We start from the raw sequence: 12,239 nt of genomic DNA, 5'->3' as shown, positions 1-12,239 counted from the left end.
GCCCCGGGTCGTTGTCGGGCTACTGCTCCAACAGCGGCTGCCGTGGGGTGGGGGTGCCTGGCCGGGGGCGGCCGGCGGGGGGGGGGGGGGGCCCGGGCCCCCCGCCCCCCCCCCCCCCGCCCGCGTTCACGTCACCGTCTGACCGACCGGCGCCGGTTCCGGGGCCGCCTCCGCTCGCTCCGCGTCCGAACTCCACCTCGCGCCCAGGTGGTTGAAGGCCAGGTTGAGGACGATCGCCACCACACACCCCGTACTGATGCCCGAGTCGAGCACCACCAGCAGGTCCTTGGGGAAGGCGCGGTAGAAGTCCGGCGCGGCGATCGGTATCAGCCCGATGCCCAGGGCCGCCGCGACGATCAGCGCGTTCTCGCCCTTCTCCAGCGCGGCCGTGGCCAGGGTCTGGATTCCGCTCGCGGCGACGGAGCCGAACAGGACGATCCCCGCGCCGCCGAGAACGGGCAGTGGTACGAGCGCGATCACGGACGCCAGCACCGGACAGAGCCCGAGCAGCACCAGGATCCCGCCGCCCGCCGCGACGACGAAGCGGCTGCGGACCTTGGTCATGGCGACGAGTCCGATGTTCTGCGCGAAGGCGCTGCACATGAAGCCGTTGAACAGCGGGCTGAGGGCGCTGCCGAGGGTGTCGGCGCGCAGCCCGCCCTCGATGGTCCGCTTGTCCGCGGGTCGTCCCACGATCCTGCCCAGCGCGAGCATGTCGGCGGTGGACTCCGTCATACAGACGAGCATCACGACGCACATGGAGATGATGGCCGCGATCTCGAACTGCGGGGCTCCGAAGTGGAACGGGGCCGGGAAGCCGACGAGATCGGCGTCCTTGATCGCGTCGAAGCCGGTCATGCCCATCGGGATGGCGATGACCGTACCGATGACCAGACCGATGAGGATCGCGATCTGCTGGAGGAAGCCGCGCAGCAGCCTCCGCAGCACGAGCACGATGACCAGGGTAAGGGCGGCCATCCCTATGTTCCGCGTCGAACCGTAGTCGCCGGCCGTGGCGTCGCCGCCCTGGGACCAGGTGAAGGCGACCGGCAGCAGCGAGACACCTATCAGGGTGATGACGGTGCCGGTGACGACGGGTGGGAAGAAACGGACGAGCTTCGAGAAGTACGGGGTGAGGAGAAAGCCCAGCACACTGGCGACGATGATCGCGCCGAAGATCACGGCGAGTCCGTCGGCTCCCCGGTCCTTGCCGATGGCGATCATCGGGGTCACACCGGCGAAGGAGACGCCGTTGACGAACGGGAGCCGGGAGCCGATCTTCCAGAAGCCCAGGGTCTGGAGCAGGGTGGCTATTCCGGCGGTGAAGAGGCTCGCGCCCATCAGGAAGGCGGTCTCTTTGGTGTCGAGGCCCACCGCGGGCCCCACGATCATGGGCGGGGCCACCACACCCGCGTACATCGCGGCCACATGCTGGAGGCCGCTGGTGATCATTCTGGCGGGCGGGAGCCTTTCGTCGACCGGATGCTTCCGGTGGGGATCGACGTCAACTGCCCAGGTGGGGTGGGTCTTCGGCGGGGATTCCAGCTCTGTTACGGGTTCGGTCGGCACGGCGGTTCCTCCGGTCGGTTACGCGCCTGCGGCGGCGGCGCGGGTGTCAGGGAGGTGCTACAAGGTGGGCACACACCTGTCTGCGCGTGCGGGGCACAAGACACATGTCACCGTCCCGGGAGGTGAGGTACCGGCAGTGTGCGGTACGACACCTCCCGGTCACGGCTGCCACGGACCCCGCTCGGGTCCATGGCCTCCGGTCGTGGGCCGTCCCCCGCGACCGGACATTCCGGCGGGATCAGCCCTGTGCGGCGATCCGCGCGAGACGCTGGGCCTCGCTCCGTGTGTCGCGGGCGATGGCCTCCTCGTCCACCGTGGTCAGGTGGCCGTCCTCCACCACGGTCCTGCCGTTGACGAGGGAGAGTGTGACGGGCGCGGCGGCGCCGAAGACCAGCGCGGTCACCGGGTCCGCGATGGAGGCGTGGGCGAGGGTGTCCAGCTTCCACAGGACGAGGTCGGCGAGTTTCCCCGGCTCGATCGAGCCGATCTGGCTCGCGCGGCCGAGGACTTGAGCGCCGCCGTACGTACCGAGGCGCAGCGCCTGGCGGGCGTTGAGCGCCGACTCGCCGTGGGCGCCGAGGCGGTTGATGAGCAGCGCGTTGCGCAGTTCGGTGTGGAGTTCACCGGACTCGTTGGAGGCGGTGCCGTCGACACCGAGGCCGACCGGTACGCCGGCCCTCAGCATGTCGGGGACCCGCGCGATCCCGGCGGCGAGCCGGGCGTTGGACGAGGGGCAGTGGGCGACGCCCGTGCCCGTACGGCCGAAGGCGGCGATGTCGGAGTCGTTCATATGGACGCAGTGGGCCATCCACACATCGGAGCCGAGCCAGCCGGTCGACTCGAAGTAGTCGGTGGGTCCCATCCCGAACAGCTCCTTGCAGAACTGCTCCTCCTCCACCGTCTCACTGCCGTGGGTGTGCAGTCTGACGCCCTTACGGCGGGCCAACTCGGCTCCCTGCTTGAGCAGTTCGGTGGAGACGGAGAACGGCGAGCACGGGGCCACGGCGATCTGCGTCATCGCGTCGAAGGAGGCGTCGTGGTGGGTGTCCACGGTCCCCTCGGTGGCGGCGAGCGCGCTGTCGAGGGACTCGACGGCGAAGTCCGGGGGCAGCCCGCCGTCCGACGCCCCGCGGTCCATGGAGCCGCGGGCGAGGGTGAACCGTACGCCCATCTCCGCGGCGGCCCCGATGATCGCGCCCGACAGGTCGCCCGTGCCGCGCGGATAGACGTAGTGGTGGTCCATCGCGGTGGTGACACCGCCGCGGACCATCATCGCCAGGGAGCCCTGCGCGGCGGTGCGGACCATGGGCTCGTCGAGCCGCGCCCAGGCCGGATAGAGCGCGACCAGCCAGTTGAACAGGTGGTGGTCGGTGGCGAGCCCGCGGGTGAGCCACTGGTAGAAGTGGTGGTGCGTGTTGACCAGGCCGGGGGTGACCAGATGGCCGGTGCCGTCGATACGGCGGACCACGTTCTCCAGGTGGCCGGGGGCCGGACCCGCGCCGACCGACTCGATCCGGTGGTCCGCGACGACGACATGTCCCGAGGCGTACTCGGTGTCGTGCGCGTCCACCGTCGCGATGGCGCAGTTCTCGATGACGATGCGCGAAGCCGCCATGGCGGTTCCTCTCCCTGGGTTCGGGCCGGCAACGGGTCAGAGGTTGGTCAGATCGATCGGGATCTGCGGCTCGGTTCCGTCCCGCAGGACGGTCGCCTCGATCAGCCCGTAGGGGCGGTCCGCCGCGAAGTAGACCTCGTTGTGGTTCTTCAGTCCGAACGGCTCCAGATCCGCCAGGAAATGGTGCTTGTTCGGCAGCGAGAACCGGATCTCGTCGATCTCGCCGCGGCTGTCGATGATCCTCGAACCCATCTGGTACAGGGTCTGCTGGAGGGAGAGCGAGTAGGTCTCGGCGAAGGCCTGGAGCATATGCTTCCTGGCCTGCTCGTAGGACTTCTCCCAGTTCGGCATGCGTGCGTCGTCGCTCGACCAGTTGTAACGCCACTTGGCGGACACCTCGGTCGCGAGAATACGGTCGTACGCCTCCTTGAGCGTGGTGTACCTGTCCTTGACGTAACCCCAGAATTCGGAGTTCGTCGAGTTCATCACCGTCAGATCCTTCAGACCCGAGATGACCTGCCAGCGTTCGCCGTCGAAGGTGATCTGGCTGAGCCGGGTCTCCTGGCCCTTGCGGACGAAGGAGTGCTTGGCCTCATCGGCGCCGACGAACCCTGAGTTGGCGTCCGACGTCTCGATGCGCTCCCAGGCGTACTCCTCGATACGGATACGCGCCTGCCGGATCGGTTCCTGGCTGGTGACGAAGTGCCGGGCGAGATGGATACCGAACTGCTCGGCCGATTCGATGCCGTGTTCCTTGGCGAACGCGTACACCGTGTTCTTGGTGGTGTCGGTCGGCAGCACATGCGCGTTGGAACCGGAGTAGTGGACGTCCTCCATCTCGCCGGAGAGCGCGACGGAGACATTGAGGTCCTTGATGTGGTGGGTGTCGCCGTCCCGCGTGATCTTGACGACGCGGTTCTCCGCCTTGCCGTACTGGTTCTGTCCGAGAATCACAGGGCGGCTCGGGCGGAACTGATCGGTCATGTCTGCTAGCTCCCTCGGTATACGGAGTAGCCGAACGGGTTGAGCAGCAGCGGTACGTGATAGTGCTCCCCGGGGATGACGGCGAATGTGATCGCCACCTCCGGGAAGAACGCACCGCTGTCCCTTGCGCGGGGGGCGTCCTGCTGCGCCTCGGCTTCTTTCCTGTTGATGACTTCTTTCCTGCTGATGAAGTACGCCTCGGTCTCGAAGTCGAGGCGCACCTGTGTGGTGCCCTCCGGCAGGGCCGGCAGGTCCTTGCAGCGCCCGTCGCCGTCGGTACGCGAACCGCCGAGCGCCTCCCACCGCGCGCCGGGGCCGCCGCGGGCCGCGAGCGAGACGGCGACGCCCTCGGCGGGGCGTCCGATGCTGGTGTCCAGGATGTGCGTGGACACCGAGGCGGTGGTGGCGGTGCTCATGAGTCGTCGTCCTCCGCTACGAGACGGGTCAGCCGGATCCGGTTGATCTTGCCGAGTTCGGTGCGCACGATCGCACGCTCCCGTTCCGGTGTGTGGCCCATCCGGGTCTTCAGCGCGTCGCGCATCTGCTCACCGGTGGCGCCGGTGGCGCAGATCAGGAAGACATGTCCGAACCGCTCCTGATAGGCCAGGTTCAGTTCGAGCATCTCGGCCCTCAGCCCCTCCGAGGCGCCGGCCATCCCCCGCTGTTCACGGGCGGAGGCCGGGTCTCCCGGCTTCGGCCGGCCGATGGGCGGGTGTCCCGCCATCGCCTCGGCCAGATCCGCGCCGTCCAGCTCACTCGTCGCGGTGTCACTGACGGCGAGGAGAGCGTTCAGGCCGGTGTAGGGGCGCCGGGCGAGGAGCCTGGTCCCCCACGCCCGGCTGGCGCACACCTCGCGCAGTGCGGCCAGAGCCACGCTGTCGGGTGAGGTGTTGAACCGGGTGAGGCCCGGTTGCGGTGTCGATGTCACGGGAGCCTCCGTGGCTGTGCTGTGCGGGCTTCGCATAGCTAACGCCCTCGGCAACACCGCGTCAACACTTTGTTGAAATCTCGTATACGGCCCCCGCCCAGGGCGTGTCTGATAAATAGCGCCGTCCGCCCGGAGGGCGGGGCGCACGCACCAGACGCCGTGAGCCAGGCGGAATTTGTCAGACACGACCTAGGGGTCTACTCGCCCTCGGGCGCGCTCTCCCGCGCACTTTCGCGCGCGTTTTCCCTGTTGAGGTAGTTGTAGACGGTGAAGCGGCTGACCCCGAGGGCGCCCGCCACCGTCTCGACGCCGTGCCGTACGGAGAAGGCGCCGCGCGCCTCCAGTATCCGGACGACCGACTGCTTGGACTTGCGGTCCAGCTCGGCGAGCGGCATGCCGTGCCGGCGTTCCAGCGCGGCCAGGATGTGGTCCAAGGAGTCGGACAGCTGGGGCAGCCGTACGGCGAGCAGCTCCTCGCCCTCCCAGGTGAGCACGACATCGTCGGGCTGCGCCTCGCCGGGCGCCATCAGCTCGCCGCCCATGGCGTCGACCAGCGGCTTGACCGCCGCGACGAAGGGGTGGTCCGGCGGCTCGGCCATCAGCCGTTCCCCCCGCTCCCGGTCACGGGACCGTCCCCGGCCGCAGGACCTCCCCCGCCCACATGGCCGTCCTCGACCACGTTGACCTGGAGGGAGACCCGGGTCGCCCCGGCGGCGAGCGACCGGCGCAGCAGCGCGCCCACCGCGCCCAGCACCGCGTCCGCGCCACCTTCCGCCGTATTGCCGAACGGGCCGACGTCCACGGCGTCCAGTTCCGCGCCCTCGACGACCTCGCGGGCCACCAGCGCATGGGCGGGCGCCTCGTCCAGGTCGAAGGGCTCGGTCGTGAACTCGACTCTCAATCGCACTGTGTCCCCCTGGCGTCGGCTCTGACCTGCGCGTTCTCTCAGCCCTCCGGCTGAGAGGGCACATCCGGGGCACATTCCCCCTTCAGGGCACCGAACGCCTGATCCACCGCCGCCCTAGTCTGTTCCTCCGACTCAGGAAAGAGATGGCTGTAGACGTTCAGGGTCATCGCAGCGTTGGTGTGCCCCAGTCGCTCCGACACGACCTTAACGGACTCTCCCGCGGCGATCAGCAGAGATGCGTAGGCATGCCGCAAGGCGTGGGGTCCTGTGCCCTTGGATAGCTTGGCCTCGGCGATGGCCGGGCGCCAGATCTGCTCGTAGAAGCGCGACGAGTGGATTGGCTCACCCTTTGTGTTTCGAAACAGAAATTCTTCTCCATGAGCCGGAAAATCGTCGAGATGCTCCTTGATGCTGTCGCAACAATTCCGGGCAGAGGGACCCTGCGATGAGACCTCCTAGTCTTCGGAGGGCAAACGTGACCCCCCTTTCCACCCGGTACTCGCTGAAGCTGCTGCTCCACCTTGACCACGCGGCGAGTGAAGTCAATATGCTTAACTTGCAGACCAAAAATCTCTCCGGGACGGAGACCGGTGCCCGCACCCAGGATAACTAGGGCGCGATATCGGCGCGGTATCGCATTAGCCAAATAGCCCACCTGGACAGCCGTTAGCGGTACAATTTTGGCAAGCGGCACCGAAGGAAGTTTGACACCCTCACAGGGACTCCGCTGAACGATCCCATCGCGAACCGCAGCATTAAAGACTTGCTTCACCTTGGCAGCACTGTTCCGGGCTGTCTGCGCTGTGAAGCCGCGCACCTCGACAAGCCCTGTCGCCCAGGCTTGGATCTCACTCGGCCGTATCGAGACCAGTCGGCGGTCACCAAAAACCGGATAGGCGTGGAGTCGCAGGCACCGCTCGACATTCGCGGCCGTGCCATCCCGGTGCGGCTGCATCTGACGCCAGCGTTCAGCGTACTCCCTGAACATGATGCGCTGTTCCCTCGGATCCACGTACTGCCCACGGTTGAGATCCGTCTCTACTTCGGCTGCGCGGGCATCTGCTTCACCGCGTCGGGGGAAGTTCTCCTTTTTCTGCTTACCGCTGCCATCCCGATAGCGGACCTGCCAGCGCTTCCCGTTCGTGGTCAGCACTAGCCACCAGTCGGCGCGTTTTGACAGAATGATCCCGACAGACTTCTGCTCCTTCCTTGGGATTCGCAAGATGCCATCTATCAACTACCTGGGCCACGTCTCAAGCCTTCCTTCCTGCCGCGATCAAGCGGCTCGCTATACAGCACCGGCGTTCTCATCCAGCCACACATCAATTTCGCTCCACCGATAGCGGCAATGGCGCCCGACTTTTATCCATCGCGGCCCCTTCCCGTGATAGCGCCACTGGGCAAGGGTTGCTTCTGGAACGCCCAGATACTCGGCAAGCTCCGCTGGGGTGGCGAGTGCCCGACGACCTTCCACGTTCGCGCAGACCTCATCCACCGTCAGCTTCCGTCCGTGCCTGTCCGCTACCGTCACGACGCAGCCTCACTCTCTCGATGGGGCGTGACGGGGGCAGGACAGTCAAGGTAAGCGGCCAGCTGGTGATAGAAAAGGACAGGGGTTATTGCGGTTCGGCGCATGGTTTGGGAATTCCTTGTTCAGAGACGAGGAGTTACAAAGCGGGATCGACAGCATCGGCACCAGCGAAGGGGCTACTGCCTCCACAGGATGCGGTGCGGTCCGTGTCAGACAGCACAGGCCGACGCCGCTCCATGTCTCCTCTCGTCTTCGCAGCGCTGCCCTGTGTCCGCTACGGCTCCACCGCCAAGCACAGCCGCCGCGAACTCCTCAATGGTCGCGAGGATCGCCGGTTTGGCTAACCGGCGATCGTGGTCTACATTGCACGCCGCATTAGATGAGTCCGACAGCTTCTCGCGCTGGCCGCGGTCAGCGAGCCAGCCGGTATGAGCGCAAGGCTGGGGTCGCGCTGTCCGTAACGAGCACCAGCAGACCGTCATCAGTAAGGAGGTCAAGATTTCGCGCTGCGACACGCTCTGGCACACCAATGGCTCGTGCCACGTGCCGAGTTGCAGCTCCGGGGTGCGCCGCAACGTGAGCGAGGACGGCCCCGTCGCGGCGATAGCCGCGTTGCAGCAGATCCTCGCCGAACAGGCCGGCCGCGTAGACGCAAACGCACAGCCCGGTGGACACGGCGCCGTAGTCCCCCGCCGCCTGGCCGGACCAAGCGCTCAGTGCACCGAGCACGAACAGGACAGGGGAAGTGAAGGGGGCGGATCGAATAGCGGAATCCGACAGACGGGCCTCCTAAGTAGGGACCGTGCCAGCGATGCAGCACAGGGTTGCGAATCAGTCACAACTCTCGCCACACCGGAGTAACCACACTGTCTGACCTGGTGTTTCCCGAGACGTTGTTACGTTGACATGGTCCCGGCGGAGGTTCCAGTCATTTGGAGTTCTTTCCTGTCTGCCGTGGGCGAATGCCCGCCGACAGCCTGCGTGGAGTCCTCCCGTTGCCGACCTATTGCGGCGAAAGGAATGCGCCAGCGCCTGCATCACGACGCCGTTACACAACCTCGTCGACAAGGCCCTGTTCATTTCCGCCCGCGCGGACACAGTTCGGGTCTCAATGGCCACGACGACCACATTTTCGGATACTGGGACGCCAATCCGCCACGACATGTTCGGTGGACCAGATCGTTCTCGATGCGGTGCACGTGCTGGCTCGGGACGGGTTCGTACGCGCCCGCCGAGTCGGAGGCTCCGGAGACCTGGGCGCGGACGTCGTGGTCTGCGATCCAGACGACAGGAAGATAGTGCAGCGAAAGCAGTACACCGCCCCGGTCGCGTCAGGGGCGCTGCAGAAGTTCAACGGCACCGCAGTCCCCGAACACGGCGCGGACGTCGCCGTCATGCGGAGAAGACCGACGGAGTGAGGGTCATCGACCCGGTTGAGGCCGTACGGAGCGAGTGCGGGGCGGCTTCGGCCTCATCAGATCCATGGACGGCACCGAACTCACCTAGGACAGATCAACGACCTGCTCAGCGATGAGGAGCGCGATATCGGCTGAGGCGAGGACGACACCTTCGAGTGGAAGCAGTAACCCGCTGGCCGACTGGCCCGGCCCGGTCGGTGGGTAGACACAGCGGCGCGCCTGCCCCGCTACGATGCGGCACGCTCCAGGAGATCGCGAACCGCAGGAGTGTCCCTGTGTGGCGCGAGTGCGTCGAGGACGGTGTCCAGGCGCCGGACAGCCCGCGATGAGTCCGAGGCAGCGGCCAGGTCGTACACCCGTGAGGCTACTTGGGCGGCCTCGTCGATTTCGTTGGCGTCCTCGTATGCCTGCGCCAGCCACGAGGAATACAGCGCCACCTCCCGGACATGCGTGGTTTCGTAGCGCGCTAGCCTCGATCTTGCGTGAGCCCTCGTTGGAGGTTGACGGGGGCTTTTTGCTTGCCGGGTCTCGGGTTGTTCTGGGGATGGGAAGGCCGGTGGCCCGACTGTCGTGTCGGGTGGACGCCGGGTTCCACGGGTCCGGAGGCATTCGGGTGCTTGTCGGGACGGGTTGATCCTGCTGGTCAGTCGGGGTCCGGTAGGGCTTGCAGCCGGGTGAAGGCGTTGGTGATCGTCTTGCTCCAGGGCCCGTGGCGGTCGAGGCGGAAGATGCGTTGGCGGCCGGTGGTGACCAGTCGGGCAACGGCGGAGAACAGCCTGAGGCGGAGCTTTTTGGGTTCCCAGCGGCGAGTTTGGCCGGTCAGCGCGAGCATGGGCATCCAGGCAAGGAGGTCCAGGGCGAGCTGGATAATCTCCAGCCAGAGCTGGTTGCTCGCTGCGTGATGAAGAGGGAGGTTGCGCAGTCCGGTGGCGCGGGCGGCTCGGATGCGGTCCTCGGCTCGGGCGCGTTGGCTCTGCCGCAGTTCCAGGGCGGCGATCGCGGTTCCGGTGGTGTTGGTGGCGAAGCACGTCAAGCGCATACCGTCGGCGTCGGTGAACCGCAGCTGGCGCACCGGGGTGCGGGCGTTCTTTGCGGACGATCAGCCGCATACCCGCGGGCCATCCCTTGAGGACGTCGCCGGCCAGCTCGGCGACCCAGGCGCCGCCGCAGACCGTCGTCGGCACCCCGCCGAGGACCTCGGCGACTCGACACCCTCCTGACGTCAGAGTGGTACGGAGGCCAACAGCCGTCTGGAGGGCAGTGGCAGCGTGTGGTGCTGACGAGGGCGTTCCACCGGAAGGCGGCTCTGCTCGTCATGGACGAGCCCACGGCCGACCTCGACGCACGCGCAGAGCACCACATCTTCACCGGCCTGCAGGATCTGGCCAAGGACCGAGCAATCCTGCTGATCACACACCGGCTCGCCAACGTCGCCGTGGCCGACAGGATCGTCGTCCTCGACCATGGACGGGTTGTACAGGAAGGGACGTACGCGCAACTCACCCAGGAGCCTGGACTGTTCAGGTCGCTGTTGGCACTTCAGCAGCGCACTGGCGACGAGGCGAGCAGCGGCGCGTGACCACCAACGCTCTGCGCCCGAATGACGGCACCTCCCCCTTCTTGAAGGGAGAGGTGCGCGCGAACCTAACCAGTTACGAACGACTCTCGCGTGCTCAGCCGCGAGGGGATTCAACTGAACTCTGTCGAGACACGCACAGAGCGAGGATCTCGCGGAGGTTATTTGCGGCACGGCCGCGTACTGCCGGAGGAAGGGCTTTGATGACTTCCGGGGCCCGTTCTTCGATGATCGTCGTCCGGTGGTCGGGACGGACTTGCATGAAGACCACTGTTCGAGCCTTCTACCTTGAGCTTGCCGAGTGGGCCCCTCGCTGCTGAAGTGCCCGCCGCCATCCTCGGCCGAATGCTCGGCGTCCACATCCAAGTCGCCGTCCAATGGCAAAAGGTTTCAGCCAGCGGCTGGGCCGCCTACGCAGCCGACGTCAGCAGCCGCACACGGTGATGGCCGCGGCCATGCATCCGCTCGGCTCTGATGATCTGCGCCCGGAGCCAGGTCACTGATGCCCCCGAACCCCGTCCCACCATCCGCAGCGGGCGACGGCCTTCGTCACCGTCGATCTCCCGAACGTGAACTCTGCCAACCACGTCGGCAGGCGTCCGCTGAACGCACCGATCTTGCCGGAGTTGGCGTGGGCCGTCGAGTCCACCTCCGGAGCAGACAGCCGACAAGGCGAGCAGGCACAGCGCGGTCTTACTCGGGCTGGGTTCGGTGTAGACGTATGTACGCCACCCCCAGGCCCCGCTGGGGCGCCGGTGGTAAGGCAGGCCGTGGACACCATGATGGATCAGCGGCGCGGCTCGGCTCGCTCCAGCAGGCTGCTGGTCTCCACCCCGCCCGGAAGGACGAGTCCGGGGCCGAAGGCGTGGAGAGAGTCCCGGAGCTGGGCGAGCCCCTGAACGGCCAGAGCAGTCTGGTGCAGCGAGGTGTCATCGAGCCCGAGCACCTCGGGCCAGCCGTGGTCGGCCTGATGGTCCTCAAGCCAGCCGACGCACCAGGCCGCAGCCTCAGCGACCCCCGTGTGGTGGAAGAAGCGAGGGTGGGACAGCAGACCGGCCAGGCCGAAGATGGTGAACCGAGTGTGCTCACCACGTTCGCCCTTGTGACGGGGCCGGCAGTGCTCCGGAATGGCGCCGGTCAGGAAGTCGAGCGCCTGCCGTACCGGCTGCCCGGCGATGCTGGCGGCCCTCAGAACCGGGAAGACCTCACTGGTGTTGACGATCGACGACACCGAGGTCAGGGTGAGTCCCCACTCGCCGTCGTACCCTTGGTTGCGCAGCAGGGTCCGGGGGCGGCATCACACGCTCTGTCGTCGAACGCGGTGAGACCCGTACGAACTCTCTTCGTGAATCGCCTCCGCCGCCGCAACACGGATCGCTTCGGCCTGACTGTACCCAACTCCACCGCGATGGGAGCGTGTTCACCCTGCTCCACGTGTACGCCTGGGCTCGCCCTCAAGACCTTGTGCTGGCCGCACCCGTCAAGCGAGGGCCAGCGTGTTGCAGGACTTTCCGATCACATGTGTCGAGGACGCTGACTCCACATCCCCCTCCTTATCAATAGGCGGAGCGAAAAACTGGTCGATCGCGAGTTGTGGCGTCTGGCGTCGTGCCCCCCACTGAGAAGTCTCCATCCTGATTTCGCAGGTCACGGCGCTGGTGTGGGGTCGGGATGACGTACTCAGGCTGGTTGGGAGCGAGATCGTCTGTGG

At 66.7% G+C, this 12,239-nt stretch carries 11 protein-coding genes and 3 pseudogenes; 2 read left to right on the top strand and 12 right to left on the bottom strand.

Annotated elements, in window-relative coordinates; genetic code table 11:
* Positions 1–126: 126 nt before the first annotated feature.
* The 10 genes and pseudogenes from ACIRQP_RS39330 to ACIRQP_RS39285 form a co-directional block, all read right to left on the bottom strand.
* Positions 127–1,545, bottom strand: a complete 1,419-nt coding sequence (locus ACIRQP_RS39330; protein WP_403899829.1) for a nucleobase:cation symporter-2 family protein — start codon at positions 1,543–1,545, stop codon at positions 127–129.
* 262 nt (positions 1,546–1,807) lie between these two features.
* Positions 1,808–3,184 (bottom strand): 8-oxoguanine deaminase, encoded by a 1,377-nt coding sequence (locus tag ACIRQP_RS39325; protein ID WP_403899788.1) that lies wholly within the window; start codon positions 3,182–3,184, stop codon positions 1,808–1,810.
* Between the two features lie 36 nt (positions 3,185–3,220).
* A complete protein-coding gene (gene pucL / locus ACIRQP_RS39320; protein WP_403899785.1) occupies positions 3,221–4,168 on the bottom strand; it encodes a factor-independent urate hydroxylase in 948 nt (315 codons plus the stop codon).
* A 5-nt stretch (positions 4,169–4,173) separates the two neighbouring features.
* On the bottom strand, positions 4,174–4,584 hold the full coding sequence (gene uraH, locus ACIRQP_RS39315; RefSeq protein WP_403899782.1) for a hydroxyisourate hydrolase: 411 nt from the start codon (positions 4,582–4,584) through the stop codon (positions 4,174–4,176).
* Positions 4,581–5,096 (bottom strand): 2-oxo-4-hydroxy-4-carboxy-5-ureidoimidazoline decarboxylase, encoded by a 516-nt coding sequence (gene uraD, locus ACIRQP_RS39310; RefSeq protein WP_403899778.1) that lies wholly within the window; start codon positions 5,094–5,096, stop codon positions 4,581–4,583. Before uraD ends, uraH begins: the two co-directional genes overlap by 4 nt.
* 197 nt (positions 5,097–5,293) lie before the next feature.
* Complete coding sequence (locus ACIRQP_RS39305) at positions 5,294–5,695, bottom strand: helix-turn-helix domain-containing protein (protein WP_403899775.1); 402 nt, start codon at positions 5,693–5,695, stop codon at positions 5,294–5,296.
* Complete coding sequence (locus tag ACIRQP_RS39300; protein ID WP_403899771.1) at positions 5,695–6,003, bottom strand: hypothetical protein; 309 nt, start codon at positions 6,001–6,003, stop codon at positions 5,695–5,697. Before ACIRQP_RS39300 ends, ACIRQP_RS39305 begins: the two co-directional genes overlap by 1 nt.
* Before the next feature lie 38 nt (positions 6,004–6,041).
* Positions 6,042–6,413 carry a tyrosine-type recombinase/integrase gene (locus ACIRQP_RS39295; RefSeq protein ID WP_403899827.1) on the bottom strand — a complete coding sequence of 124 codons (372 nt, stop codon included), beginning with the start codon at positions 6,411–6,413 and terminating at the stop codon, positions 6,042–6,044.
* Between the two features lie 359 nt (positions 6,414–6,772).
* Positions 6,773–6,958 (bottom strand): annotated as a pseudogene (locus ACIRQP_RS39290) (site-specific integrase); the annotation flags it as partial.
* A 333-nt stretch (positions 6,959–7,291) separates the two neighbouring features.
* The gene (locus ACIRQP_RS39285) at positions 7,292–7,477 is read right to left on the bottom strand and encodes a helix-turn-helix transcriptional regulator (protein ID WP_403899825.1); all 186 of its coding nucleotides are present in this window, start codon (positions 7,475–7,477) and stop codon (positions 7,292–7,294) included.
* A 1,226-nt stretch (positions 7,478–8,703) separates the two neighbouring features.
* Here ACIRQP_RS39285 and ACIRQP_RS39280 point away from each other — a divergent pair.
* Positions 8,704–8,952: a restriction endonuclease gene (locus tag ACIRQP_RS39280; protein ID WP_403899768.1), complete on the top strand. Its 249-nt coding sequence runs from the start codon at positions 8,704–8,706 to the stop codon at positions 8,950–8,952.
* Positions 8,953–9,595: 643 nt separating this feature from the next.
* Here ACIRQP_RS39280 and ACIRQP_RS39275 read toward each other — a convergent pair.
* Positions 9,596–10,115, bottom strand: a pseudogene (locus ACIRQP_RS39275) (transposase); the annotation flags it as partial.
* A gap of 41 nt (positions 10,116–10,156) precedes the next feature.
* Between ACIRQP_RS39275 and ACIRQP_RS39270 the strand changes: the two are divergent.
* A pseudogene (locus tag ACIRQP_RS39270) lies at positions 10,157–10,531 on the top strand (ATP-binding cassette domain-containing protein); the annotation flags it as partial.
* Positions 10,532–11,315: 784 nt separating this feature from the next.
* On the opposite strand, the gene ACIRQP_RS39265 reads toward ACIRQP_RS39270, so the two are convergent.
* Complete coding sequence (locus ACIRQP_RS39265) at positions 11,316–11,759, bottom strand: hypothetical protein (protein ID WP_403899765.1); 444 nt, start codon at positions 11,757–11,759, stop codon at positions 11,316–11,318.
* Positions 11,760–12,239 lie beyond the last annotated feature (480 nt).

Origin of the sequence: Streptomyces sp. NPDC102274 (assembly GCF_044766385.1) — a bacterium.
GTDB lineage: Bacteria > Actinomycetota > Actinomycetes > Streptomycetales > Streptomycetaceae > Streptomyces.
The sequence above is the reverse complement of the archived record's forward strand: the minus strand, read 5'-3'. Positions and strand labels throughout refer to the sequence as shown.

Coding starts and splice junctions, on each gene's coding strand:
- ACIRQP_RS39305 (WP_403899775.1), bottom strand. CDS start 5,695: ATGGCCGAGCCGCCGGACCACCCCTTCGTCGCGGCGGTCAAGCCGCTG.
- uraH (WP_403899782.1), bottom strand. CDS start 4,584: ATGAGCACCGCCACCACCGCCTCGGTGTCCACGCACATCCTGGACACC.
- pucL (WP_403899785.1), bottom strand. CDS start 4,168: ATGACCGATCAGTTCCGCCCGAGCCGCCCTGTGATTCTCGGACAGAAC.
- ACIRQP_RS39325 (WP_403899788.1), bottom strand. CDS start 3,184: ATGGCGGCTTCGCGCATCGTCATCGAGAACTGCGCCATCGCGACGGTG.